This window comes from Pseudomonas sp. 273 (assembly GCF_029201425.1).
GTDB lineage: Bacteria > Pseudomonadota > Gammaproteobacteria > Pseudomonadales > Pseudomonadaceae > Pseudomonas > Pseudomonas delhiensis.
Genome location: NZ_CP116775.1, coordinates 4745900 through 4770135, shown reverse-complemented (window position 1 = coordinate 4770135; position 24236 = coordinate 4745900). Strand labels below are relative to the sequence as shown.

Here is a 24236-nt window from a genome sequence, read left to right as displayed (position 1 = left end):
AGAGCGCGCAATGGATAACGACAAGAGCTACCTGCTGGCCATCGACAACGGCACCCAGAGCGTGCGCGTGCTGCTCTTCGACCTCGCCGGCAACCTGGTGGGCAAGGGCAAGGTGGAGCTGGAGGCCTACTATTCGACCCAGCCCGGCTGGGCCGAGCAGGACCCGGAGTACTACTGGGCCAGGCTCGGCGAGGCCTGCCAGCTGCTCTGGGCGCAGACCGGCGTCGACCGCAGCCTGATCCGCGGCGTGTCGCTGACCACCCAGCGCGGCACCGTGATCCACGTGGACGAGCAGGGCAAGCCGCTGCGCCCGGCGATCCTCTGGCTGGACCAGCGCCGCGCCGAGGTCGAGGGGCGCATCAAGGGGCCCTGGGGCTGGTTGTTCAAGCTGGCTGGCGCCGAGGGCGCGGTGGACTACTTCCGCAGCCAGGCCGAGGTCAACTGGGTGGCGCAGCAGCAGCCGCAGCTGCACGCGGCCACGCACAAGGTGCTGTTGCTGTCGGGTTTTCTCACTCACCGCCTGTGCGGGCGCTTCGTCGATTCCCTGGCGTGCAGCGTGGCCTACCTGCCGTTCGACTACAAACGCCTGAAGTGGGCCGCCCCGCGCGACTGGAAATGGCAGGCGGTGAAGGTGCGCCAGGAGCAGTTGCCGCAGCTGTTCAAGCCTGGCGAAAAGCTCGGCGAGATCAGCGCCGAGGCCAGCCGCCACACCGGCATCCCCGAGGGCCTGCCGCTGATCGCCGCCGGCGCCGACAAGGCCTGCGAGGTGCTCGGCGCCGGGGCCATCGAGCCCAGCGTGGCCTGCCTGTCCTATGGCACCACCGCGACCATCAACACCACCCGCTCGCGCTACCTGGAGACCATCCCGCTGATCCCGCCGTACCCGGCGGCGATCCCCGACCACTTCAACACCGAGGTGATGATCTACCGCGGCTTCTGGATGGTCAGCTGGTTCAAGCGCGAGTTCGGCCTGCGCGAGATGCAGCGAGCCGCCGAGCTGGGCGTGGAACCGGAGAAGCTGTTCGACGAACTGGTCGAGCAGGTGCCGCCCGGCTCCATGGGCCTGATGCTGCAGCCCTACTGGACGCCGGGCATCCGCGAGCCGGGGCTGGAGGCCAAGGGCGCGATCATCGGTTTCGGCGACGTGCACACCCGTGCGCACATCTACCGCGCCATCCTCGAAGGCCTGGCCTACGCCCTGCGCCAGGGCAAGGAGCGCATCGAGAAGCGCTCCGGCACCCGCATCGAGCGCCTGCGCATGGCCGGCGGCGGCTCCCAGAGCGACGCCGCCATGCAGCTGACCGCCGACATCTTCGGCCTGCCGGCGGAGCGCCCGCACGTCTACGAGGCCTCCGGCCTGGGCGCGGCCATCGACTGCGCGGTGGGCCTGGGGCTGTACCCCGACTTCGCCAGCGCCATCGCCGCCATGACCCGCGTCGGCCAGGTATTCCAGCCGCGCCCGCAGGCGCAGCGCACCTACGAGCGGCTGTACCGCGAGGTCTACCAGCGCATGTACCGGCAACTCCGGCCGCTGTACCGGAGCATCCGCGAGATCACCGGCTACCCGGCCTGAACTTCGCTCCCCGGTTGGTTGGTCCATAGTGAATGGATTTCGAGAAGGGGAGAGGGACCATGGCGAAACCCGAGGCAATGCTCATCCTGCATGGCAAGCAGGCGGCCAACGACGCCGTGCGCGCGGCGGTGCTGGCGCGCCGCGAGGCCGGCTGGCGGCTGGACGTGCGGGTGACCTGGGAGGAGGGTGACGCCGAGCGCCTGGTCGGCGAGGCGCTGGCGGCCGGCTACCCGACGCTGGTCGCCGGCGGTGGCGACGGCACCGCGCGGGCCGTGGCCGAGGCGTTGTACCGCGCCGGCGCAGCGGCGAGCCTGGCGTTGCTGCCGTTGGGCACGGCCAACGACTTCGCCCGCGCCGCCGGCATCCCGCTGGAGCCGGACGCGGCCATGGGGCTGCTGGAGGAAGCGGCGCGGCCCATCGACCTGGGCGAGGTCCAGGGGCGCATCTTCCTCAACATGGCCACCGGCGGCTTCGGCTCCACGGTCACCGCCAACACCTCCGAGGACCTGAAGAAGGCCCTGGGCGGCGCGGCCTACCTGCTGACCGGGATCAGCCGCTTCTCCGAGGTGCACTCGGCCCAGGGCCGTTTCCGCGGCCCGGGCTTCGACTGGCAGGGCGAGTTCCTCGCCCTGGGCATCGGCAACGGCCGCCAGGCCGGCGGCGGCCACCCGCTGTGCGCCCAGGCCCTGGCCGACGACGGGCTGCTGGACGTCAGCATCCTGCCGGCGCCGGGCGACATGCTGTCGGCCCTGGGGACGCTGCTCGGCAGTGGTGGCGGGCTGCAGGAACTGTTCGTCCGCGCGCGCCTGCCGTGGCTCGAACTGGAGGCCGGCGAGGGCCTGGCGATCAACCTCGACGGCGAGCCCCTGGAAGCCCGCCGGGCGCGCTTCGAGGTACGCCCGGCGGCGCTGCGCCTGCACCTGCCGGCGGATTCGTCGCTGCTCGGCGGCTGATCGCCGGGGCTGGCCCGGGACGGGCTTCTAAGGCATGATGGCGTAGCGCCAGTATTTCGTCGCCGGAATTCTGGCCGATAGCCCTACGCTATTCATCCCGATTTCAGGAGCCCCCATGGCCGGCATTCTCGACAGCGTCGATCAACGCACCCGACTGGTGGGGCAGAACCGCCTGGAGATCCTGGTGTTCCGCCTGGCCGGCCGGCAGCAGTTCGCCATCAACGTGTTCAAGGTCCAGGAGGTGCTGCAACTGCCGCGCCTGACGCTGATCCCGCAGCGCCACCCGATGATCTGCGGGGTGATCAACCTGCGCGGCCAGACCCTGCCGGTGATCGACCTGTCCCACGCCATCGGCATGCGCCCGCTGCGCCCCGAGGAGCGCAGCACCATCATCGTCACCGAGTACAACCGCTCGGTGCAGGCCTTCCTGGTCGGCGGCGTGGAGCGCATCCTCAACCTCAACTGGGAGGCGGTGCAGCCGCCGCCCGGGGGCGCCGGGCGCCAGCACTACCTGACCGCCATCACCCGCGTCGACGAGCGCCTGGTGGAAATCATCGACGTGGAGAAGGTGCTGGCCGAGATAGTGCCGATGAACACCCGCGTCTCCGCCGAGCGCCTGGACCACGACCTGCTGGCGCAGACCAGTGGCCGCGAGGTGCTGGTGGTGGACGACTCCAGCGTCGCCGTGGCCCAGTTGCGCGACACCCTCGGCCAGCTCGGCCTGAAACTGCACGTGGCCACCGACGGCCTGCGCGCGCTGCGCCAGCTGCAGGCCTGGGCCAACGCCGGCGAGGACGTGGAGGAGAAGCTGCTGATGGTCTTCACCGACGCCGAGATGCCGGAGATGGATGGCTACCGCCTGACCACCGAGATCCGCAACGACCCGCGCCTGGCCGGGCTCTACGTGGTGCTGCACACCTCGCTGTCGGGCAGCTTCAACGAGGCCATGGTGCGCAAGGTGGGCTGCGACGACTTCCTCTCCAAGTTCCAGCCGGACCTGCTGGTGGACGTGATCCGCCGGCGCCTGGAGAAGCTGCCGGCCTGAGCCGCGACCCTGTCCAACCGTAGGGCGAATAACCGTTCGCGGTTATCCGCCATTGGCCGGGGCACCGAGGCGTCCGGCGTGGCCGCTCTACCCATCGTCATTCCCGCGAACGCGGGAGCCCAAAGACGTCGGGTTTGGGTGTAGCGCGCCGCTCCGAGTGTTCGGATGTCTCTCGTTTCGCCCCCTCGGGCGAGTCCCTTTTGTCAAACGCCACAAAAGGAACCAAAAAGGCTTGCCCCGCATACGGGCCCGATGGAGCCGGGCTACCCTCGCGAATTCCCCCGCCACGGAGGCCCGCCCCGAGGGTACGTCCCTGTAGCCCATCGGGGCTCTCGCGACATCCATGTCGCATGACCTCCTGAGCGCCGGTTTCGCTCGGCCTTCTGAAGGGGCGTTCCGGTGCGCTTGGACGTTTCTCTGGAAGTCCAAAAAACCAGAGCAAGAGCGGGCGTGCTCTTCGTAGGAGCGAGCTTGCTCGCGAATGGCGTTTCCCGGCGGCCACGGCGCCTGGGGTTGACTCCGCCCCTCTCCCCAACCCTCTCCCTGAAGGGAGAGGGGGCTGTCCTGAGCTGGCTGGAGAATCAGGAGTCATCCTGACCCGTAGGGCGGACAGAGTCCTACTACGGTTCCAGGACGCATCGCCGTAGGAGCGGACTCCGTCCACGATGCCCGATTGCTAGGCGCCGGCCCGCCCCGTATAACGGCTTCTTTGCCCGCAACAAGGAAGCCGCCAGCATGGTCACCCTCAGCGCCCTCTACCGTTACCCGCTCAAGTCCGGCCGGTTCGAGCCTCTGGACAGCATCGGGCTGGACGCCCTCGGCCTGCAGGGCGATCGCCGCTGGATGGTGGTGGAGGCTGCCAACGGGCGCTTTCTCACCCAGCGCCTGCTGCCGCAACTGGGCCGCATCGAGGCGCGCTGGCAGGACGGTGGCCAGGCCCTGCGCCTGCGCGCGCCGGGGATGGAGGACCTGCGGGTGGCGGTGCCGGGCGTGGACGATGCGCTGCGCGGCGTGACCATCTGGCGCGACAGCCTGCAGGTGCCGGACGCCGGCGATGCCGCGGCGGACTGGCTGAGCCGCTTCCTCGGCCGCCCCTGCCGGCTGGTGGAGATTCCCGAGCAGCGCGCCCGGCAGGTGGATACCGCCTATGCCGAGCCGGGCGAGAAGGTGCACTTCGCCGACGGTTTCCCGCTGCTGCTGATGAGCCAGGCTTCGGTGGACGACCTGGCCGCCCGCGTCGGCCAGCCCCTGGAGATGCTGCGCTTCCGCCCCAACCTGGTGGTGGCGGGCAGCGAGCCCTACGCCGAGGATGGCTGGAAGCGCATCCGCATCGGCGATATCGAGTTCCACGTGGCCAAGCCCTGCGGCCGCTGCATCCTCACCACCATCGACCCGCACACCGGCGAGCGCGACCCGAACCGCGAACCCCTGGCGACCCTGCTCAAGTACCGCCAGGTGGATGGCGAGGCGCTGTTCGGGCAGAACCTGATCCCCGTCGGCCGCGGCGAGCTGCGCGTGGGCATGCCGGTGGAAGTGCTCGAGTAAACCCGGGCCCGGCCCGGCGCGGGCCTCAGGGGTTGGCGGCGTCCTTCACCTCGGTCCAGCTGCTGTCCGGGTCGAAGCGTTTCATCGCCAGGGCGAGCCTGGCGCTGTCCGGCCCCATGTCTTTCTCGAAGACCTCGCCGTCGTGGCTGATCATGAACGACATCACCCCGCTGTCGCCGTAGCGCGCCGGCCAGGCGACGAGGGCGAAGCCGCGGGTCATGTGGCCGCCGATCCGGTAGTCGTAGGCGCCGCCGGGCGCCGAGGGCCCCTGGGCGGTGAGGATGCGGTAGTGGTAGCCGTGCCATTCGCCCCCGGGCTTGGCGTCGCCGAACAGCGGGCCGAGCGGGCTTTGCTCGACGCCGGGCTGTTCGGCCCAGTACAGGCCGTCGAACTTGCCGTCGCTGCTCTGGAACTTCTGCGCGTATTCGAGCAGGCCGTCGCCGTTGCGGTCGACCGACGCATAGTCCAGTTGCGCGTCGTGGTAGGCCTGCACCGCCTGGATGGTCGCCAGCTCGTTGCGGCCGATACGGCGGTCGCGAATCTCCTCGACGCTGCCCTTGGCGTCGAAGGCCCAGCCCTGCTTGCCGTGCTGCAGCGACAGCGGCAGGGTCCAGCCGTCGTCGCCGACCACCAGGTGGGCGCGGTCGTCGCCATCGTCGTGGATGACGTGCTTCTGCTTGTACAGAGCGAGGAAGGCGTCGACGTCCTTGCGCTCGATGTTCCTGGCCGGGATGTAGGTGCGCCAGTCGTCGCCGAGCAGCGCGGCGAGGCGCCCGGCGTCGGCGTGCTGGGTGCCGAGCGCGGCGACGAAGGCCGCGGCGGCCTCGTCCGGGGTCTTGAACATTTGCTGCGCTTGGGCCAGCGGGACGAGCAGCGGTAGCAGCGAGAGCAGGGCTATGCGCGGGATACGGGACATGGCGGTGCTCCTCTCAGCGTCTGGAACGGCCGCCGCGCGACAGCGCGGGGGCAGAGCGTTGCACCGGGCGCCCGACATGCTGGGCCTGCGCCCGGCCGGCGCCGATGCTGTTGCGCGAGCTGGCCCGGCTGAGCTGGCCGCGTTCGCTGCTGGCGCGTGCCTGGCGCGGGTTGCGGGCGTCGGCGAAGGCGTTGTTGCGCGGCCCCTGGCTGCCGGCGAAGCGCTCGCGGGCCTGGCGCTGGGACTTCAGGTTGTCCGGCGCGCGCTCGCGGGGGCGCGAACTGGCCTGTTCGCGTTGCCGCAGCTTGTTGTCCTGGCGCAGCCCCGGCTCCTGGCGCATCTCGCGGCTGGCGCTCTGGGCGCGCTCGCGGGCCTGGCGGTTGCTGGTGGCCGGGGCTTCCACGCCGTGCTTGGCCAGGCTCTGCCGCGCACGGTCACGCTCGGCGGCGCGCGGGTCCTGGCCGCGCAGGGCGGCGCGCTGGTCGGCGCCGGCCAGGCGGCGGTCGTAGCGCTGCTGGGCGGCCTGGCCGCGGTAGGGCACGCCCTGGCGATAGCTCGGGTTGTGCTGCCAGGTACGCTGGCTGGCGTCGATGCGGCGGTTGACGTTGATGTTGTTGTAGCGGTTCACGTCGATATCGACGTCGCCGTGGTCCCAGTCGCAATCGCCCCACAGCGAGGCGATGGCCGCCACGCCCACGCCGAACGCCAGCCCGGTCGCAAGGCCGGTGGCGATGGGGTACTGCGGTGGCGGCGGGTAGTAGGTCGGCGGATAGGCCGGCGCCGGCCACTGGCCGTAGACCACGTTGGGGTCGTAGCTGGGCACGTAGACCACCTGCGGGTCGGCGGGCTCGATGATGATGGTCTGCGCCGGCGCCGCCGCTTGCGTCGTGGCACTTGGCGCGGCCTCCTTCACCGAGACCTTCTGCTGCTGGTTGGACGCCAGGGTGCCGGCCGCCTGGGCGCGCTGGCGCAGCTTCTGCACGCTCTGCATCACGTCGTCGGGCTGGGCCAGGAAGGCGTCGCCGACGCGCTGCACCCAGGCCGGGTCCTGGCCCATCAGGTGCAGCACGGCGGGGAAGGCCACCAGCGATTGCACGCTGGGGTCCCAGGGCTGGTCGCCGACCTGGCGCACCGCGTCGTCGCCCTCGACGCCGGGGTGGGCCTTGGACCAGGCCACGGCGTCGGCGACGTTGCCGGGGTAGGTCGCAGCCATCAGCACCTGGGCCAGCAGCGAGTCGGGATAGAGCGCGATGGGCGCGAGCATCTGTTCCAGCTGTTCCGCGTTGAAGACGGCTTCGACCGGCGCTGGCGCTGCGGCTGGCAGGGGCGCAGGCGGCGGTGCTATCTGCTCCGGCGCTGGCGGGTTGTCCGCCGGGGCACCAGGGTCGGCCGCGCAGGCCGGTTGCAGGGACAGACTGGCGAGAGCCAGCACCGCGAAGGTCAGGGCTGTACGGACTGGACGCATGGCGCATCTCCCGCAAGACGGCGGAAATCACTGGCCGGAGCGGGATGCTCGGGCGCCCCTGCAAGCATAGGCGCCCGGTGGAAATCCGTGAGGGAGGATGCGGCTTGCCGTGGTGGCGGGGTGGCTCAGAGCTCGTCGAAGAAGCGCTCGTGCCAGTCCACCAGTGGCTGCGGCACGCCTATCTTCTGCCCATAGATGACCGAGTAGGACAGCACGTTCTGCACGTACTGGCGGGTCTCGTCGAAGGGAATGCTCTCCACCCAGACGTCGAAGGACAGGTGGCGGGCGTCCTTCAGCCACTGGCGCACGCGCCCCGGGCCTGCGTTGTAGGCGGCGGTGGCGAGCACGCGGTTGCCGTTGAACTGGCCCTGCACCTGGCTGAGGTAGGCGGCGCCGAGGCGGATGTTGAGGTCCGGCACTATCAGCTGCTGCGGCCCGGCCAGGGGGATGCCGAATTTCTTCGAGGTCTCCTTGGCGGTGGCCGGCATCAGCTGCATCAGGCCGGTGGCGCCGACGCCGGAGCGCGCATCGGACATGAAGGCGCTTTCCTGGCGGGTGATGGCGAACACCCAGCTGGGGTGCAGGTCGCGGTTGCGCGCCTCGCGCAGCAGGCTGTCGCGGTGCGCCACCGGGAAGCGGATGTCGAGGTCGTCCCAGTACTGCGCCTGGCTGATGGCGCGGATGGCCGGGAAGTACCACTGCATGTCGTAGGCCATGCGGGCCTGGGCCAGCAGTTCGTCGCGGTTGAACACCCGTGCGGCGTAGTACCACTCGCGGCGGGCGCTGATCACGTCGCCGCGGGCGTAGAACTCCAGGGCGCGGCGGGTGCTGGCGGCGTTGCGCACGCGCTGCATCACCTGCGGGCTGATGCTCACCGGGCGGTTGTTCAACTGGTAGGGCGCGTTGATCCGGTCGGCGGCGAGGAAGCCGTAGAAGTCGCGCTCGCGCGCCAGCGGCTGGTACAGCGCCATGGCCTGTGGGTTCTGCGGCTGGGCCAACTGCAGGGTGCGCGCCTGCCAGTAGCGCCAGCGGTTGGTCTCGGCGAGGTCCTTGGGCAACTGGCGGGTCAACTGGTAGGCGTCTTCCCAGCGGCCCAGGCGCATCAGCAGGCGCAGGCGCCATTCGCTGACGGTGTTGTCGCGCAGCTCGGGGTCGTAGCGGGTCATCAGCGGCAGGGCGCGCGGGTCGTAGCGGCGGGCCAGGCCCAGGCCGATCTGCCGGGCGATGTTGACCTTCTCTTCGCTGGTGAACGGCAGGCTGCTCTCGTAGCCGTCGAGCAGGCCCAGGGCGCGCTCCGGGTCCTGCTTGGCCAGGCGCCGCAGGCCCAGGCCGACGACGTCGGCCATGGCGTGGGTACGCAGGCTGAAGCGTTCGGTCTGGCTCAGTTGGGAGGGGTTCTGCGCGACCTTGACCATCAGCTCGCCGAGGCTGCCGAGGGTCGGCAGGCGCTTGGCGAGGGTGGTGGCCAGGCCGTAGTTGCCTTTCTCGGCCGCCAGCTTCAGGCGCTTCCAGACCATGTCCTCGGTGAGCTGGCCGTCGGCCTGCCAGAGGTCGAACAGGGTGTCGCAGGCGTCGGGTTGCGACTTGCCCACCAGCCACAGCTTCTGCGCGGTCTCGTAGCCGGCGGCCTTCTGCCCGTGGGTGAGCTGGTACTGGCCGTACAGGCAGTCCAGCTCGGTGAAGTTCATCTTCGGGTCGTAATAGTCGAGGAAGGTCTTCCAGTCCTGGCGGTCGGCCAGCTGGCGCAGCCAGCGCAGTTTCAGCCAGTTGATCTGCGGCAGGTCGCCGTGCTCGGTGAGGAAGCCCTCGATCTCGGCGTCGCTGGCGCTTTTCAGGCGGTTGGTCAGGTCGTCGTAGCCCAGGTAGGGTTCCAGCGGATAATCCGCCAGGGCCTGGCGGTAGCGCAGGTAGGGGCCGTTGTCGTTGCGCGCCAGGGCGGCCTTGGCCTCGTCGTACATCTGCCGCTGCTGCTGCAGCGGGGCGGCATGCGCCGGCGCAGCGCTGGTCAGGGTGAGGATCAGGCAGGAGAACAAAAGTGAAAGGCGACCGCGCATGACTGTTCCGCAATGGTGATTCGTGGCGCAGTCTGATCGGCGCCTATAGGCACAAGCTTAGCCTGTTGCGCGGCGGCGGCGGAAGCGTCGCGGGGCTACCGTCGGGCACAAAAGATGTCAGCCGCGGCGTCCGCGCAAGGCTCTGACTTTTTTCGAGTTTCCCTTACACTGCGGCCCCAGTTTCCGGAGATGCCCCATGACCCTGCTGAAGTTCACCGATGTATCCCTCGCCTTTGGCACCACGCCGCTCCTGGACAAGGTGTCCTGGCAGATCGAGAAGGGCGAGCGGGTCTGCATCATCGGTCGCAACGGCACCGGCAAGTCGAGCATGCTCAAGCTGGTCAAGGGCGAGCAGATGCCCGACGACGGCGCCATCTGGCGCGCCCCGGCGCTGAAGATCGGCGAGCTGCCCCAGGAGCTGCCGGTGGCCGACGAGCGCACGGTCTACGACGTGGTCGCCGAGGGACTGGCCGAGGTCGGCGAGCTGCTCAGCCGCTACCACCACCTGAGCCTGCACATCCAGAGCGAGGACGACCTGACCCAGCTGGCGCGCGTCCAGCAGGCCCTGGAGGCCCGCGACGGCTGGCGCCTGCAGCAGCTGGTGGAAACCACCCTCACGCGCCTGCAGCTGCCGGCCGACAAGACCCTCGCCGAGCTTTCCGGCGGCTGGCGCCGCCGCGTGCTGCTGGCCCAGGCGCTGGTGGCCGAGCCGGACCTGCTGCTGCTGGACGAGCCGACCAACCACCTGGACATCGGCGCCATCGCCTGGCTGGAAGAGGCGCTGTCCGGCTTCCAGGGCGCGGTGCTGTTCATCACCCACGACCGCGCCTTCCTGCAGGCCGTGGCCAACCGCATCCTCGAACTGGACCGCGGCCACCTGATCGACTGGAAGGGCGACTACGCCAGCTTCCTGGTGCACAAGGAGCAGCAGCTGGCGGCCGAAGAGGCGGCCAACACGCTGTTCGACAAGCGCCTGGCCCAGGAGGAAGTGTGGATCCGCCAGGGCATCAAGGCCCGGCGCACCCGGAACGAGGGCCGCGTGCGCGCGCTCAAGGCCATGCGCAACGAGCGCGCCGAGCGCCGCGAGCGCACCGGCAAGGCCAGTTTCCAGATGGAGGCGGCGGAGAAGTCCGGCAAGCAGGTGATAGTCGCCGAGAAGGTCGGTTTCGCCCACCCCGGCGGCGAGCCGCTGATCCGCGATTTCTCCCTGGTGCTGCAGCGCGGCGACCGCATCGGCCTGCTGGGCGCCAACGGTACCGGCAAGACCACGCTGCTCAAGCTGCTGCTGGGCGACCTGCAGCCCACCAGCGGCAGCATCAAGGAAGGCACGCGCCTGGAAGTGGCCTATTTCGACCAGTTGCGTCACCAGCTGGAGCCGGAAAAGACCGTCATCGACAACATCGCCGAAGGCCGCGAGTTCATCACCATCAACGGCCAGAACCGCCACGTGCTGAGCTACCTGGGCGACTTCCTGTTCTCCCCGCAGCGCGCCCGAACCCCGGTCAAGGCGCTGTCCGGCGGCGAACGGGCACGGCTGTTGCTGGCCAAGCTGTTCAGCAAGCCGGCCAACCTGCTGGTGCTGGACGAACCGACCAACGACCTGGACGTGGAAACCCTGGAACTGCTGGAAGAGGTGCTGCTGGGCTTCGACGGCACCGTGCTGATGGTCAGCCACGACCGGGAGTTCCTCGACAACGTGGTGACCAGCACCCTGGTGTTCGAAGGCGAGGGCCGCGTGCGCGAGTTCGTCGGCGGCTACAACGACTGGCTGCGCCAGGGCGGTTCGCCGCGCCTGCTGGGCGTGGGCGAGGAGAAGGCGGCGAAGCCCGCCGAGCCCGCCCCGCAGGCCGCGGCGGCACCGGCCGCGGCGCCGGAGGCGGCGAAGAAGAAGCTCAGCTACAAGCTGCAGCGCGAGCTGGAGGCCATCCCCGGGCAGATCGACGCCCTGGAGGCCGAGCTGGCCGGCGTGCAGGCGGAAATCTCGGCGCCCAGCTTCTACCAGCGTCCGCCGGAGGAGACCCGCGTGGCGCTGGAGCGCCTGGACAGCCTGCAGGCCGAACTGGACCGGCTGATCGAGCGCTGGGCCGAACTGGAAGAGTGACCCGCCCCGTCGGGAAGGTGCCCGGGGGCTGCCGCCGTGGCGGCGATCGGCGAGTTGGGGAAGGGCATGACAATCGAGTACCGCATCAATCTGGATGACGAGCAGGGCTTCAGCTACCGCATCGAGCTGGAGCGCGGCTTCGACGGCGAGCGGGCCGCCGGGGCGCCGGCGTGGACGCGCCTGGGGCACAACCAGTGCAGCAACTGCCCGCTGTCCCGCGAGCAGCACCGCTACTGCCCGGCGGCGGTGGACCTGCACCGGGTGATCGAGGACTTCCGCGGCCTGCCGGCGCTGAAGAAGGTGGAGGTGCTGGTGCGCACCCCCGAGCGCGAGTACCGCAAGCAGGTCGGCCTGGAGGAGGGCCTGCGGGCGCTGCTGGGGGTGATCATGGCCACCAGCGCCTGCCCGCTGCTCGGGCGGCTCAAGCCGATGGCCCAGCAGCACCTGCCGTTCGCCAGCAACCAGGAGTTCATCACCCGCGCGGTGTCGCTGTACCTGATGCGCCAGTACTTCAACTACCGCGAGGGGCGGCACGCCGACTGGGAACTGAAGGGGCTGGTGCGCCTGTACCAGCAGCTGCAGCTGGTCAACCAGGCGTTCTGGCAGCGCATCCACGACACCTGCGTGGGCGACTCCAACCTCAAGGCATTCCTCAGCTTCTTCTCCATGTCCTCGAGCATGAGCTACTCGCTGGAGGCGCAGCTGCAGAAGGTCCGCCCGGCGTTGATGAGCGGGGGGGAAGTGTTCTGAACCCGGGCGCCCGCCGCGGCGGGCGCCCGGGCTGTCTCACTCGGTCTTCTGCAGGCGCACCGCCAGCACGTCGCAGGGCGCGCCGTGCAGCACGTCGTTGGCGGTGGAGCCCAGCAGCAGGGCCAGGCCGTGGCGGCCATGGCTGCCGACGATGATCAGGTCGCAGCCCTGTTCCTTGGCCAGGCGGTGGATTTCCTGGCGCGGCTGGCCGTAGACCAGGTGGCTCTGGGCGATGGACACCTGCGGGTAGCAGAGGGTGAACTGGTGCATGCGCTCCTTGGCCTGGTCGAACTGCTGTTGCTGCAGCATCGACAGGTCCATCGGCACGTCACCACCGAAGGCCATGGCCATGGGCTCGACCACATGCACGGTGGAGAGCTGCGCCTGGGTGCTGGAGGCCAGCGCCACGGCGCGCTTCATCACCGGGTCGCATTCGTCGGTGAGGTCCACGGCGACCAGGATGTGTTGGTAGGGCATGAGCGTCTCCTCCGGGGACAGTTATGAATGCAAGTATGGCCCTTCGGGCCGAGGTATACCTGATATGACAGTCTGGTGGTCGATCCTGCTCCTGGCGCTGGTGCTCAGCCCGCTGGCCTGGCTGATGCCCTCGCGCGGGCAGCGCGGGCAGATGGACCTGCGCCTGCAGGCGCGGCGCCTGGGGCTGGCCATGCAGATGGCGCGCCAGGAGTGGCCGCACTGGCTGGAGCGGCAGCCGCCGCAGAGCTGCGCGCAGTACCACCGCGGGCGCAGCCGCGGGCGTACGGACGAGTGGCGCTACTGGCAGAGCGCGCCGGGCGTCTGGCTGGACCGCTGGCGCGAGCCCTGCGGCGATGCGCAGCTGCTCGCTGACCTGGCGACGCTGCCGGGCGACGTGTACATGGCCGAGGCTTCGGCGCAGTTCATCGCCCTGTACTGGGGCGAGCGCGGCGACGCCAGCCACCTGCAGCGCATCGCCGAGTTCCTTTCCCGGCGCGCCTGAGCGCCGTAGCGCTGCCCTCATTCAGAGCTGCGCCGCGGCATACAGGCCCGAGACCTGCTCCAGGTCGGCGATGATGCCGTCGGAGTACTTGTCGATGAGGAAGGGCACGTTGCTCTGCGCCGCGCTCTGCAGCGATTTCTCGATGAACCGCCACTTGGTGGAGATGGCCCGCAGCTCGCGGCCGATCTCCGGGCTGGTCTGCGGCGCCTGCTGCAACTGCAGCAGGTTGATGGCGAAGCGGTTGGTCAGGTCGTCCAGGGCCTGCTGGTCCTCGCTGCGCACCGGGTTGGCGCCCACCGAGGCGTTGCGCGACACGTAGTTCCAGGTGATCGACTGCATCAGCAGGCTCTGCTCGCGGCTCTGCTGGGTGAGCGGCGGCACCTGCTGGCCGCTGTCCTTCTGGATGCCGTCGTAGAGTTGTTCGGCGGTATCCAGCAACTGGCTGTTGCGGCTGGCCAGGTCGCCCAGGGGCTGGAAGTCGTTGTAGCCGTTCTGCTTCTGCGCCTGCAGTTGCTGCTGCAGGGCCTGGCGGTAGCCGTCCCATTGTTCCTGCAGCTTGCTCCTGAGCTGCGCCGAGGCGCTGCCGGGCATCTGCCCCAGGCGTTCCAGGGCGGCGCCGGCGTCGGCCGTCGAGCTGGCCACCAGGCCCGCGTAGCGCGGGTCGCCGGCCATGGCGTTGAGCAGGAACAGGTCGCTCAGGCTGCGCTGGGCGGCCAGGCGCATCTGGTGCAGCGCCAGCAGGTCGCCGGCGGGCTCGGCGTGGGCCAGCAGGGGCAGGGCGGACAGTACGAACAGGGACAACAGGCGGGCCAGCGGTCGGCATGGCATGGGCGCGTCTCCTTGGGGCCGTGGGGCTTCTTCTTGTTCTTCGCGATGCTCGGCGACAAGCGATTCGCCGGACTCTAACCCGCGTCCGGGCGTTTTGCCAACGGCGGGGCTGGCCCCAGGCCAGCCAGCGGCGCGGCACGCCATGGTTTTAGTGAATGTTGCGCGAGAACGCCGCTGAATGCGGCGAACCAGAGGCCTTTCGGACGGTTCTCCGCGATTGACAAGCGCAGGCTTTTCGAAGAAGGTGTGCACACCCGAATCAAACGGGCGTATGAATCGAGCGTTTGCTGCGTACGAACGGTCGAACAAAGGCCCCGACTATCGCATCGGCGGGTGTGCCGCAGGCTTTGGGACTATGCTCCGCGACTGCGGAAGGGTCCCGATACACGGCGTCCGATGCGTGAGTTCAAGCTTCCCTAGCGTGGAGATCAGTTGATGATTTACCAAGGTAAAGCCATCACGGTTAAGGCTCTTGAGAGCGGCATCGTCGAGCTGAATTTCGACCTCAAGGGCGAGTCCGTCAACAAGTTCAACCGGCTCACCCTGAACGAACTGCGTGAAGCAGTCGATGCGATCAAGGCCGATGCGTCCGTCAAGGGCGTGATCGTGACCAGCGGCAAGGGCGTGTTCATCGTCGGCGCCGACATCACCGAATTCGTCGACAACTTCAAGCTGCCCGACGAAGAGCTGCTGGCCGGCAACCTCGAAGCCAACAAGATCTTCAGCGCCTTCGAGGACCTCGAGGTCCCGACCGTCGCCGCGATCAACGGCATCGCCCTGGGCGGCGGCCTGGAAATGTGCCTGGCCGCGGACTTCCGCGTGATGAGCGCGACCGCCAAGATCGGCCTGCCGGAAGTCAAGCTGGGCATCTACCCGGGCTTCGGCGGCACCGTGCGCCTGCCGCGCGTGATCGGCGTGGACAACGCCGTGGAGTGGATCGCCTCGGGCAAGGAAAACCGTGCCGAGGACGCCCTGAAAGTCGGCGCCGTCGACGCCGTGGTCGCCCCCGAGCAGCTGCAGGCCGCGGCCCTCGACCTGGTCAAGCGCGCCATCGCCGGCGAGCTGGACCACAAGGCCCGCCGCCAGCCCAAGCTGGAAAAGATCAAGCTCAACGCCATCGAGCAGATGATGGCCTTCGAGACCGCCAAGGGCTTCGTCGCCGGCCAGGCCGGCCCGAACTACCCGGCCCCGGTGGAAGCCATCAAGTCGATCCAGAAAGCTGCCAACTTCGGCCGTGACAAGGCGCTGGAAGTCGAGGCCCAGGGCTTCGTCAAGCTGGCCAAGACCTCGGTTGCCGAAAGCCTGATCGGCCTGTTCCTGAACGACCAGGAACTGAAGAAGAAAGCCAAGCAGTACGACAAAGTCGCCAGGGACGTGAAACTGGCTGCCGTGCTCGGCGCCGGCATCATGGGCGGCGGCATCGCCTACCAGTCGGCGGTCAAGGGCACCCCGATCCTGATGAAGGATATCCGCGAAGAGGGTATCCAGATGGGCCTGGCCGAGGCCTCCAAGCTGCTCGGCAAGCGCGTTGAGAAGGGCCGCCTGACCCCGGCCAAGATGGCTGAGGCACTCAACGCCATTCGCCCGACCATGTCCTACGGCGACTTCGGCAACGTCGACATCGTCGTCGAAGCCGTGGTCGAGAACCCGAAGGTCAAGCAGATCGTGCTGGCCGAGGTGGAAGGCGTGGTCAAGGAGGACGCGATCCTCGCCTCCAACACCTCGACCATCTCCATCAGCCTGCTGGCCAAGGCCCTGAAGCGCCCGGAAAACTTCGTCGGCATGCACTTCTTCAACCCGGTGCACATGATGCCGCTGGTCGAGGTCATCCGTGGCGAGAAGTCCGGTGACGTCGCCGTCGCCACCACCGTGGCCTATGCCAAGAAGATGGGCAAGAACCCCATCGTGGTGAATGACTGCCCCGGCTTCCTGGTCAACCGCGTGCTGTTCCCGTACTTCGGCGGCTTCTCCAAGCTGCTGGGCTTCGGCGTCGACTTCGCGCGCATCGACAAGGTCATGGAGAAGTTCGGCTGGCCCATGGGCCCGGCCTACCTGTCCGACGTGGTCGGCATCGACACCGGCCACCATGGCCGCGACGTGATGGCCGAAGGCTTCCCGGACCGCATGGCGGTCGAGGGCCGCACCGCGGTCGACGTCATGTACGAGGCCAACCGCCTGGGCCAGAAGAACGGCAAGGGCTTCTACGCCTACGAGACCGACAAGCGCGGCAAGCCGAAGAAGGTCAGCGACCCGCAGGCCTACGAACTGCTCAAGTCGATCGTCAGCGAGCAGCGTGAGCTGTCCGACGAGGACATCATCAACTACATGATGATCCCGCTGTGCCTGGAAACCGTACGCTGTCTGGAAGACGGCATCGTCGAGAGCGCTGCCGAGGCCGACATGGGCCTGATCTACGGCATCGGCTTCCCGCCCTTCCGTGGCGGTGCGCTGCGCTACATCGACTCCATCGGCGTGGCCGAATTCGTCGCCCTGGCCGACAAGTACGCCGACCTTGGCCCGCTGTACCACCCGACCGCGAAGCTGCGTGAAATGGCCAAGAACGGCCAGCAGTTCTTCGGTTGAGTGCGCAACGAATAGAGCGAGAGTGAATTTATGAGCCTGAATCCGAGAGACGCTGTCATTGTCGACTTCGGCCGCACCCCGATGGGGCGTTCCAAGGGCGGCATGCACCGCAACACCCGCGCGGAGACCCTGTCCGCGAACCTGATCAGCAAGGTGCTGGAGCGCAACCCGCTGGTCGACCCGGCGGAAGTCGAGGACGTGATCTGGGGCTGCGTCAACCAGACCCTGGAGCAGGGCTGGAACATCGCCCGCATGGCCTCGCTGATGACCCAGATCCCACACACCAGCGCCGGCCAGACCGTCAGCCGCCTGTGCGGTTCCTCCATGAGCGCCCTGCACACCGCCGTGCAGGCGATCCAGACCGGCAACGGCGACGTCTTCGTCATCGGCGGCGTGGAGCACATGGGCCACGTCGGCATGATGCACGGCGTCGACCCGAACCCGCACCTGTCGCTGTACGCCGCCAAGGCCTCCGGCATGATGGGCCTGACCGCGGAGATGCTCGGCAAGATGCACGGCATCACCCGCGAGGCCCAGGACAAGTTCGGCGTGCGTTCGCACCAGCTGGCGTGGAAGGCCACCCAGGAAGGCAAGTTCAAGGACGAGATCATCCCGATGGAAGGGTATGACGAGAACGGCTTCCTGAAGGTCTTCGACTTCGACGAGACCATTCGTCCGGAAACCACCCTGGAAGGCCTGGCCTCGCTGAAGCCGGCGTTCAACCCGAAAGGCGGCACCGTGACCGCGGGCACTTCCTCGCAGATCACCGACGGCGCTTCCTGCATGATCGTCATGAGCGCCCAGCGCGCCAAGGACCTGGGCATCCAGCCGATGGCCGTGGTCCGCGCCATGGCCGTGGCGGGCGTCGATCCGGCGATCATGGGCTATGGCCCGGTTCCGTCGACCAACAAGGCGCTCAAGCGCGCCGGCCTGACCATCGCCGACATCGACTTCGTCGAGCTCAACGAAGCCTTCGCCGCCCAGGCCCTGCCGGTGCTGAAGGACCTCAAGCTGCTCGACAAGATGGACGAGAAGGTCAACCTGCATGGCGGCGCCATCGCCCTGGGCCACCCGTTCGGCTGCTCCGGTGCGCGTATTTCCGGCACCCTGCTGAACGTGATGAAGCAGAACGGCGGCACCCTGGGCGTGTCCACCATGTGCGTGGGCCTCGGCCAGGGTATCACCACCATCTTCGAACGCGTCTAAGAACCTGCCCACGATCTGCTGCGCGTCGGCATAACTGCGTTAAAAACAGGCGAGCAATGCTCATTTAGTGGACTAAACTGCGCTTCCTCGCCTGTTTGACTCGCTGCGCTCGCCCTTCGGGCCAGCCTTCGGCTGTTACTCCCGTTGGTCGTTGCGCCTTGTTCTGCGCTAGCTCGCGAGATCGTGAACAGATTCTAAGCTTTCGCAGGTGGACGAGCCGGGGCCCTGTGCCCCGGCTTTCGTTTTTCCGGAACGGGGGATTGCCTGGCGCGCCCCGGCACCGGAGAATCGCGGCTTTTTTCGTCGAGGAGGGCAGCGTATGGAACTGCAGACCGGCCTGTACCGTCACTACAAGGGCCAGCACTACCGCGTGCTGGGCGTGGCGCGGCATTCGGAGAGCGAGGAGACCCTGGTGGTCTACCAGGCGCTGTACGGCGAATTCGGCCTGTGGGTACGCCCGCTGGGCATGTTCACCGAAGCGGTGGAGGTGGACGGCGAGCTGGTTCCGCGCTTTGCTCTGGTAACGCCCGAAAGCGACCCGCTGGGATTGACCCAGGTCGGTTCCAGGGAATCCTGAGCTTGACCTTGGACGGACCGCCACTATATATAGCGGTGCCGTTCCGGGCGCCTCCCTCCTTATATTCACCTTCTCGAAGCAGGAATCTTCCGATCCATGGGTAAATCGCTGGTCATCGTGGAATCACCGGCCAAGGCCAAGACCATCAACAAGTACCTGGGCAACCAGTACGTGGTGAAGTCGAGCATCGGCCACATTCGCGACCTGCCCACCAGCGGATCGTCCAGTGCCAAGGAGCCGGCCGCGGCCAAGGCTCGCAAGAGCGCCGCCGAAGCCCCTGCGCTGTCGCCGAAGGAAAAGGCCAAGCGCCAGCTGTTCACCCGCATGGGCGTGGACCCGGAGCATGGCTGGAAGGCCAAGTACGAGATCCTGCCCGGCAAGGAGAAGGTGATCGACGAACTGCGCCGCCTGGCCAAGGATGCCGACACCATCTACCTCGCAACCGACTTGGACCGCGAAGGGGAGGCCATCGCCTGGCACCTGCGCGAGGCCATCGGCGGCGACGACAGCCGCTACAAGCGCGTGGTCTTCAACGAGATCACCAAGAAGGCCATCCAGGAGGCCTTCTCGCAGCCCGGCGAGCTGGACATCAACCGCGTCAACGCCCAGCAGGCGCGGCGCTTCCTCGACCGCGTGGTGGGCTACATGGTCTCGCCGCTGCTGTGGTCCAAGATCGCTCGCGGCCTGTCCGCCGGCCGCGTGCAGTCGGTGGCGGTGAAGCTGGTGGTGGAGCGTGAGCGCGAGATCCGCGCCTTCGTCCCCGAGGAATACTGGGAAATCCACGCCGACCTGAACACCCCGCGCGGCGAGAAGGCCCGCTTCGAAGTGGTGCGCGAGAAGGGCGAAGCCTTCAAGCCGCTGAACGAAGCCCAGGCCATGGCCGCCCTGGAGAAGCTCAAGGCCTCCAGCTACAGCGTGGCCAAGCGCGAGGACAAGCCGACCTCCAGCCGGCCCTCGGCGCCCTTCATCACCTCGACCCTGCAGCAGGCTGCGAGCAACCGCCTGGGCTTCGGTGTGAAGAAGACCATGATGATGGCCCAGCGCCTCTACGAGGCCGGCTACATCACCTACATGCGTACCGACTCGACCAACCTGTCGGCCGACGCCATCGACATGGTGCGCGGCTTCATCGATGGCGAGTTCGGCAAGAAATACCTGCCGGCCAAGCCGAACTTCTATTCCAGCAAGGAAGGCGCCCAGGAGGCGCACGAAGCGATTCGTCCGTCCGACGTCAACCTGCGCCCGACCCAGCTGTCGGGCATGGAGCGCGACGCCGAGCGCCTCTACGACCTGATCTGGCGCCAGTTCGTGGCCTGCCAGATGCCGCCGGCCGAATACCTGTCCACCACCGTCAGCGTCGCCGCTGGTGACTTCGAGCTGCGCGCCAAGGGCCGCATCCTCAAGTTCGACGGCTACACCAGGGTGCTGCCGCAGCAGAACAAGCCGGGCGAGGACGACGTGCTGCCGGACATGGCCCAGGGCGAGGCGATGAAGCTGCTCAAGCTCGACCCCAGCCAGCACTTCACCAAGCCGCCGGCGCGTTATTCCGAAGCCAGCCTGGTCAAGGAGCTGGAGAAGCGCGGCATCGGCCGCCCATCGACCTACGCGGCGATCATTTCGACCATCCAGGAACGCGGCTACGTCACCACCCACAACCGCCGCTTCTACGCCGAGAAGATGGGCGACATCGTCACCGACCGCCTCAACGAGAGCTTCTCCAACCTGATGGACTACGGCTTCACCGCCGGCATGGAAGAGCACCTCGATGACGTGGCCCAGGGCGAGCGCGACTGGAAGCACCTGCTCGACGAGTTCTACGGCGACTTCAAGAAGAAGCTCGAGGTGGCCGAGGTCAGCGACAAGGGCATGCGCGCCAACCAGCCGACCCTGACCAGCATCCCCTGCCGCGAGTGCGGCCGGCCGATGATGATCCGCACCGCCTCCACCGGCGTGTTCCTCGGCTGCTCCGGCTACAGCCTGCCGCCGAAGGAGCGCTGCAAGGCGACCATCAACCTCATCCCCGGTGACGAGATCGCCGCGGACGACGAGGGCGAGTCCGAGTCCCGCGTGCTGCGCGGCAAGCACCGCTGCCCGATCTGCAGCACGGCGATGGACGCCTACCTGCTGGACGAGAAGCACAAGCTGCACATCTGCGGCAACAACCCGGATTGCCCGGGCTACGAGATCGAGGAAGGCCAGTACCGCATCAAGGGCTACGAGGGCCCGAGCCTGGAATGCGACAAGTGCGGCAGCCAGATGCAGCTCAAGACCGGCCGCTTCGGCAAGTTCTTCGGCTGCACCAACCCGACCTGCAAGAACACCCGCAAGCTGCTGAAGAATGGCGAGCCGGCACCGCCGAAGATGGACGCCATCCGCATGCCCGAGCTCAAGTGCGAGAAGGTCGACGACGTCTACGTGCTGCGCGACGGCGCTTCCGGCCTGTTCCTGGCCGCCAGCCAGTTCCCCAAGAACCGCGAGACCCGCGCGCCCCTGGTGAGCGAACTGGTGCCGCACAAGGACGAGCTGGATCCGAAGTACCACTTCCTGCTCGCCGCGCCGCAGAAGGACCCGGACGGCCGCCCGGCGGTGATCCGCTTCAGCCGCAAGACCAAGGAGCAGTACGTGCAGTCCGAGGTGGACGGCAAGCCCACCGGCTGGCGCGCCTTCTTCGACGGCGGCAAGTGGAAGGTCGAGGACAAGCGCTGATGGGCGGCGCGCCCCGCGCAGGCGGGGCGCGCATATACTGCCGAGTGACCGCATGAGGGCGCGCTGATGGCTCAGGAACTCTACACCCGCACCAACCAGAAGCTGTATTTCGCCGGCCTGGCCCTGGAAGCCTGGCGCAAGGCGGAAGAGGTGCGGCCGATGAACGCCCAGGCGCAGGTCCAGGCCGAGCGCGAGGCGGCGCTGTTCCACCTGTACGGCGCGGTGCTGGGCGTGGCCCACGAGATCGCCGGCTACTACCGCCTGCCCGAGGCCAATGCGCCGCGCGTCGAGCTGCTGCTCAACGCCGAGGTGCTGGCGGCCTCGCCGAGCCCGGAACTGGCCGAGCTGGTGGAACTGGCGCAGCAGCCGGAAACCTGGCTGGCGCAATTGCTGGCCGCCTACGCCGAGCTGTTCCAGCCGCCGCGCGAGCCGCGCAAGGCCAAGGTCGACCCGACCCAGCCGCTGATCCAGGCCGTCAGTCTGGACGACGAGGCGCCGCAGGCCCTGGGCAATGCCGAGCTGGAAGCCTGGCGCAAGTCGCTGAAGGAAATGGTGCTGCGTTTCCGCGGGGCACTGACCGAACTCTGATGCAAGCCGTAAGTCGGCGGGCTAGGGTAGGGCGGTCATCGCTGTTACAATGGCCGTTCTGCTGTGAGAGAACCTAGCCATGCCGACCTCATTCCTGGAAATCGTTGAACTGCCCGATGGCCGCATCGTACTGCGCCGCGCGGAGGACGAGGAGGCGCTGGTGACCCTGGAGTTCTCCAACGACGCCAAGGGCTTCCTGCAGGGCCAGCACATCGAGATCGCCAAGGCGATGTTCAACGTCGGCGTGCAACTGGCCGGCCGCCTCGCCGAAGGCGGCGAGGTCGAGCAGGACGGCCCGCGCGTCCTGCACTGATTCCCTTCTTTTCTACCCCAGACGGATATTCAGGCTCTGCGCCTGCCCGGCGAGTGCCGCGCGGGACAGTTGCGCGCGCGTCCGGCCGTTGAGCGCCGGCAGCCAACTGACCACCGTGTGGCTGTGGCCCAGGCGCAGCGCCTCGCAGGCCAGGCTCAGGGCGGACGCCTGGTCGCGGGCCGGCAGCAGCAGGATGCGCTCGCGGTTCAGCCCGGCCTTGCGCAGCCAGTCGTGGGTGAGGCTGGCCGGCGGGGCGATCAGCGTCAGCCAGCGGGCATCCTGTTCTTCGCTGAGTTCGCGCAGGATGGGCGCCAGCAGGCTTTGGCAGTGGCCCGGCAGGCCGCGCAGCGACAGTTCGCTGAAGGCTTCGTCCTCGGTGGTGTCCGGTTCCGCCAGCTGGGCCAGCAGGGGCTCTTCGGCGTTGGCCCAGAGCGCCTCCTGGAACAGCGGCAGTTGGGGCAGGTCCAGCGGCTGGGGATACTGCATGGTGCCTCCTGTCAGCGGCGGATGACGCCGACGCTCAAGCCTTCGATGATCAGTTCCTGTTCCTCGAGGTCGACCTCGATGGGGGCGAACTCGGGGTTCTCGGCGAGCAGCCAGACCTTGCTGCCCTCGCGCTTGAAGCGCTTCACCGTGACTTCCTCGCCGAGGCGGGCGACGACGATCTGGCCGTTGCGCGCCTCGCGGGTGACGTGCACGGCGAGCAGGTCGCCGTCGAGGATGCCGACGTCCTTCATGCTCTGCCCGCGTACGCGCAGCAGGTAGTCGGCGCGCGGGTTGAAGAAGGTGGGGTTGATGCGGCAGGCGTCCTCGACGTTCTGCTCGGCGAGGATCGGCGCGCCGGCGGCGACGCGGCCGATGATCGGCAGCTCGTCCTCGTTGGCCGCGGCCTTGGGTTCGAAGCCGGGAATGCGGATGCCGCGCGAGGCGCCCGGGGTCATCTCGATGGCGCCCTTGCGGGCCAGGGCCTTGAGGTGCTCCTCGGCGGCGTTGGGCGACTTGAAGCCGAGCTCCTGGGCGATCTCGGCGCGCGTGGGCGGGTAGCCGTTGTCTTCCAGGCAACGCTTGATGAAGGCGAGGATCTCGGCTTGGCGCGGCGTCAGCTTCTGCATGTCCCTACTCTGTCTTTTTGTACAGTTGCTGGAATTATATACAGTGGTCGGCCGCTGGCAACGAATTATTTCGTCGGGCGGGGTGGTAATTCGGCGGATTCGGCCAACGTCCCGCTGGTATCGTTCGTCGTATTGCCTGAAAATCCGCAACAATCCCCCGTGCCAGGCTTGACAATGGATTGCTGTGAAACGTAAGTTTCAAACAAGTGTTTGTCAGGTGGATTCATCCATGGCCCAGTCGGAAACCGTCGAACGTATCCTCGATGCTGCGGAGCAGCTGTTCGCGGAAAAAGGCTTCGCCGAGACCTCGTTGCGTCTGATCACCAGCAAGGCCGGGGTCAACCTGGCGGCGGTGAACTACCACTTCGGCTCGAAGAAGGCGCTGATCCAGGCGGTCTTCTCGCGCTTCCTCGGGCCCTTCTGCGCCAGCCTGGAAAAGGAACTGGACCGTCGCCAGGCCAAGCCCGACGGGCCACGCGCCAGCCTCGAGGAACTGCTCGAACTGCTGGTGGTGCAGGCCATGGCGGTGAAGCCGCGCAGCGGCAACGACCTGTCTATCTTCATGCGCCTGCTGGGCCTGGCCTTCAGCCAGAGCCAGGGGCACCTGCGCAAGTACCTCGAGGAAGTCTACGGCAAGGTGTTCCGCCGCTACATGCAGCTGGTGAACGAGGCCGCGCCGCGGCTGCCGCCCATCGAGCTGTTCTGGCGCGTGCACTTCATGCTCGGCGCCGCCGCCTTCAGCATGTCGGGGATCAAGGCGCTGCGCGCCATGGCCGAGACCGACTTCGGGGTGAACACCTCCATCGAGCAGGTGATGCGCCTGATGGTGCCCTTCCTCGCTGCCGGCATGCGCGCCGACAGCGGGGTGAGCGACCCGTCCCTGGCCGGCGCCCAGCTCAAGCCGCGCAGCAAGGTCCCGGCGCCGGCCAAGGTCTGACCGCG

Annotated in this window: 21 protein-coding genes; 14 read left to right on the top strand and 7 right to left on the bottom strand. The window is 68.0% G+C overall.

All coding sequences use genetic code 11. The features are described 5' to 3' along the window. Nucleotides 1–10: 10 nt before the first annotated feature. The 4 genes from PKO50_RS21690 to PKO50_RS21675 all read left to right on the top strand — a co-directional run bounded on the left by PKO50_RS21690 (nt 11) and on the right by PKO50_RS21675 (nt 5116). Nucleotides 11–1573: an FGGY-family carbohydrate kinase gene (locus PKO50_RS21690; RefSeq protein ID WP_275627206.1), complete on the top strand. Its 1563-nt coding sequence runs from the start codon at nt 11–13 to the stop codon at nt 1571–1573. Nucleotides 1574–1632: 59 nt separating this feature from the next. Then, the gene (gene yegS, locus PKO50_RS21685; protein ID WP_275627205.1) at nt 1633–2526 is read left to right on the top strand and encodes a lipid kinase YegS; all 894 of its coding nucleotides are present in this window, start codon (nt 1633–1635) and stop codon (nt 2524–2526) included. Nucleotides 2527–2641: 115 nt separating this feature from the next. After that, entirely contained in the window at nt 2642–3571 is a 930-nt protein-coding gene (locus tag PKO50_RS21680) for a chemotaxis protein CheV (protein ID WP_275627204.1), read from the top strand. 735 nt (nt 3572–4306) lie between these two features. Then, nucleotides 4307–5116 carry an MOSC domain-containing protein gene (locus tag PKO50_RS21675; protein ID WP_275627203.1) on the top strand — a complete coding sequence of 270 codons (810 nt, stop codon included), beginning with the start codon at nt 4307–4309 and terminating at the stop codon, nt 5114–5116. Nucleotides 5117–5141: 25 nt separating this feature from the next. Here PKO50_RS21675 and PKO50_RS21670 read toward each other — a convergent pair whose 3' ends face one another. The 3 genes from PKO50_RS21670 to PKO50_RS21660 form a co-directional block, all read right to left on the bottom strand. Next, nucleotides 5142–6032, bottom strand: coding sequence for a DUF2950 domain-containing protein (locus PKO50_RS21670; RefSeq protein WP_275627202.1), 891 nt, complete (start codon nt 6030–6032; stop codon nt 5142–5144). A gap of 13 nt (nt 6033–6045) precedes the next feature. Further along, nucleotides 6046–7497 carry a DUF3300 domain-containing protein gene (locus tag PKO50_RS21665; RefSeq protein WP_275627201.1) on the bottom strand — a complete coding sequence of 484 codons (1452 nt, stop codon included), beginning with the start codon at nt 7495–7497 and terminating at the stop codon, nt 6046–6048. A 125-nt stretch (nt 7498–7622) separates the two neighbouring features. Further along, a complete protein-coding gene (locus PKO50_RS21660) occupies nt 7623–9551 on the bottom strand; it encodes a transglycosylase SLT domain-containing protein (protein WP_275627200.1) in 1929 nt (642 codons plus the stop codon). A gap of 196 nt (nt 9552–9747) precedes the next feature. On the opposite strand from PKO50_RS21660, the gene PKO50_RS21655 reads away from it, so the two are divergent. Both PKO50_RS21655 and PKO50_RS21650 read left to right on the top strand, forming a co-directional pair. After that, entirely contained in the window at nt 9748–11652 is a 1905-nt protein-coding gene (locus PKO50_RS21655; protein ID WP_275627199.1) for an ATP-binding cassette domain-containing protein, read from the top strand. Nucleotides 11653–11718: 66 nt separating this feature from the next. Next, nucleotides 11719–12402, top strand: a complete 684-nt coding sequence (locus PKO50_RS21650; RefSeq protein WP_089392638.1) for a hypothetical protein — start codon at nt 11719–11721, stop codon at nt 12400–12402. 36 nt (nt 12403–12438) lie between these two features. Here PKO50_RS21650 and PKO50_RS21645 read toward each other — a convergent pair whose 3' ends face one another. Further along, entirely contained in the window at nt 12439–12879 is a 441-nt protein-coding gene (locus PKO50_RS21645) for a universal stress protein (RefSeq protein WP_043267328.1), read from the bottom strand. 64 nt (nt 12880–12943) lie between these two features. Here PKO50_RS21645 and PKO50_RS21640 point away from each other — a divergent pair, with 64 nt between their 5' ends. Beyond that, nucleotides 12944–13381 (top strand): hypothetical protein, encoded by a 438-nt coding sequence (locus tag PKO50_RS21640; protein ID WP_275627198.1) that lies wholly within the window; start codon nt 12944–12946, stop codon nt 13379–13381. Nucleotides 13382–13402: 21 nt separating this feature from the next. On the opposite strand, the gene PKO50_RS21635 is transcribed toward PKO50_RS21640, so the two are convergent. Further along, entirely contained in the window at nt 13403–14209 is an 807-nt protein-coding gene (locus PKO50_RS21635) for a hypothetical protein (protein WP_275627197.1), read from the bottom strand. A gap of 435 nt (nt 14210–14644) precedes the next feature. Between PKO50_RS21635 and fadB the strand changes: the two genes are divergently transcribed. The 6 genes from fadB (at nt 14645) to PKO50_RS21605 (ending at nt 22182) form a co-directional block, all read left to right on the top strand. Further along, complete coding sequence (gene fadB, locus PKO50_RS21630; RefSeq protein WP_275627196.1) at nt 14645–16792, top strand: fatty acid oxidation complex subunit alpha FadB; 2148 nt, start codon at nt 14645–14647, stop codon at nt 16790–16792. 30 nt (nt 16793–16822) lie between these two features. Next, on the top strand, nt 16823–17998 hold the full coding sequence (gene fadA / locus PKO50_RS21625) for an acetyl-CoA C-acyltransferase FadA (protein ID WP_109936840.1): 1176 nt from the start codon (nt 16823–16825) through the stop codon (nt 17996–17998). Between the two features lie 319 nt (nt 17999–18317). Further along, nucleotides 18318–18575: a DUF1653 domain-containing protein gene (locus PKO50_RS21620; RefSeq protein WP_177412120.1), complete on the top strand. Its 258-nt coding sequence runs from the start codon at nt 18318–18320 to the stop codon at nt 18573–18575. 96 nt (nt 18576–18671) lie between these two features. Continuing rightward, the gene (topA, locus tag PKO50_RS21615) at nt 18672–21281 is read left to right on the top strand and encodes a type I DNA topoisomerase (protein WP_109936839.1); all 2610 of its coding nucleotides are present in this window, start codon (nt 18672–18674) and stop codon (nt 21279–21281) included. A gap of 66 nt (nt 21282–21347) precedes the next feature. After that, nucleotides 21348–21869: a DUF6586 family protein gene (locus tag PKO50_RS21610; RefSeq protein ID WP_275627195.1), complete on the top strand. Its 522-nt coding sequence runs from the start codon at nt 21348–21350 to the stop codon at nt 21867–21869. 79 nt (nt 21870–21948) lie between these two features. Continuing rightward, on the top strand, nt 21949–22182 hold the full coding sequence (locus PKO50_RS21605; protein ID WP_009621357.1) for a hypothetical protein: 234 nt from the start codon (nt 21949–21951) through the stop codon (nt 22180–22182). 12 nt (nt 22183–22194) lie between these two features. Here the strand turns inward: PKO50_RS21605 and sulA are convergent, their stop codons facing one another. Continuing rightward, nucleotides 22195–22668 carry an SOS-induced cell division inhibitor SulA gene (gene sulA, locus PKO50_RS21600; protein ID WP_275627194.1) on the bottom strand — a complete coding sequence of 158 codons (474 nt, stop codon included), beginning with the start codon at nt 22666–22668 and terminating at the stop codon, nt 22195–22197. An 11-nt stretch (nt 22669–22679) separates the two neighbouring features. Next, complete coding sequence (lexA, locus tag PKO50_RS21595; RefSeq protein WP_109936837.1) at nt 22680–23294, bottom strand: transcriptional repressor LexA; 615 nt, start codon at nt 23292–23294, stop codon at nt 22680–22682. A 229-nt stretch (nt 23295–23523) separates the two neighbouring features. Between lexA and PKO50_RS21590 the strand changes: the two genes are divergently transcribed. Then, nucleotides 23524–24231 carry a TetR/AcrR family transcriptional regulator gene (locus PKO50_RS21590; RefSeq protein ID WP_275627193.1) on the top strand — a complete coding sequence of 236 codons (708 nt, stop codon included), beginning with the start codon at nt 23524–23526 and terminating at the stop codon, nt 24229–24231. Nucleotides 24232–24236: the final 5 nt, after the last annotated feature.

Excerpts from the sequence above, each read along its gene's own strand:
- yegS (WP_275627205.1), top strand. The coding sequence starts at position 1,633 with ATGGCGAAACCCGAGGCAATGCTCATCCTGCATGGCAAGCAGGCGGCC.
- topA (WP_109936839.1), top strand. The coding sequence starts at position 18,672 with ATGGGTAAATCGCTGGTCATCGTGGAATCACCGGCCAAGGCCAAGACC.
- PKO50_RS21635 (WP_275627197.1), bottom strand. The coding sequence starts at position 14,209 with ATGCCATGCCGACCGCTGGCCCGCCTGTTGTCCCTGTTCGTACTGTCC.
- PKO50_RS21590 (WP_275627193.1), top strand. The coding sequence starts at position 23,524 with ATGGCCCAGTCGGAAACCGTCGAACGTATCCTCGATGCTGCGGAGCAG.
- PKO50_RS21670 (WP_275627202.1), bottom strand. The coding sequence starts at position 6,032 with ATGTCCCGTATCCCGCGCATAGCCCTGCTCTCGCTGCTACCGCTGCTC.
- PKO50_RS21610 (WP_275627195.1), top strand. The coding sequence starts at position 21,348 with ATGGCTCAGGAACTCTACACCCGCACCAACCAGAAGCTGTATTTCGCC.
- PKO50_RS21605 (WP_009621357.1), top strand. The coding sequence starts at position 21,949 with ATGCCGACCTCATTCCTGGAAATCGTTGAACTGCCCGATGGCCGCATC.
- lexA (WP_109936837.1), bottom strand. The coding sequence starts at position 23,294 with ATGCAGAAGCTGACGCCGCGCCAAGCCGAGATCCTCGCCTTCATCAAG.
- fadB (WP_275627196.1), top strand. The coding sequence starts at position 14,645 with ATGATTTACCAAGGTAAAGCCATCACGGTTAAGGCTCTTGAGAGCGGC.
- PKO50_RS21620 (WP_177412120.1), top strand. The coding sequence starts at position 18,318 with ATGGAACTGCAGACCGGCCTGTACCGTCACTACAAGGGCCAGCACTAC.
- PKO50_RS21680 (WP_275627204.1), top strand. The coding sequence starts at position 2,642 with ATGGCCGGCATTCTCGACAGCGTCGATCAACGCACCCGACTGGTGGGG.
- PKO50_RS21665 (WP_275627201.1), bottom strand. The coding sequence starts at position 7,497 with ATGCGTCCAGTCCGTACAGCCCTGACCTTCGCGGTGCTGGCTCTCGCC.
- PKO50_RS21655 (WP_275627199.1), top strand. The coding sequence starts at position 9,748 with ATGACCCTGCTGAAGTTCACCGATGTATCCCTCGCCTTTGGCACCACG.
- PKO50_RS21640 (WP_275627198.1), top strand. The coding sequence starts at position 12,944 with ATGACAGTCTGGTGGTCGATCCTGCTCCTGGCGCTGGTGCTCAGCCCG.
- PKO50_RS21650 (WP_089392638.1), top strand. The coding sequence starts at position 11,719 with ATGACAATCGAGTACCGCATCAATCTGGATGACGAGCAGGGCTTCAGC.
- sulA (WP_275627194.1), bottom strand. The coding sequence starts at position 22,668 with ATGCAGTATCCCCAGCCGCTGGACCTGCCCCAACTGCCGCTGTTCCAG.
- PKO50_RS21645 (WP_043267328.1), bottom strand. The coding sequence starts at position 12,879 with ATGCCCTACCAACACATCCTGGTCGCCGTGGACCTCACCGACGAATGC.
- PKO50_RS21675 (WP_275627203.1), top strand. The coding sequence starts at position 4,307 with ATGGTCACCCTCAGCGCCCTCTACCGTTACCCGCTCAAGTCCGGCCGG.
- PKO50_RS21660 (WP_275627200.1), bottom strand. The coding sequence starts at position 9,551 with ATGCGCGGTCGCCTTTCACTTTTGTTCTCCTGCCTGATCCTCACCCTG.
- PKO50_RS21690 (WP_275627206.1), top strand. The coding sequence starts at position 11 with ATGGATAACGACAAGAGCTACCTGCTGGCCATCGACAACGGCACCCAG.
- fadA (WP_109936840.1), top strand. The coding sequence starts at position 16,823 with ATGAGCCTGAATCCGAGAGACGCTGTCATTGTCGACTTCGGCCGCACC.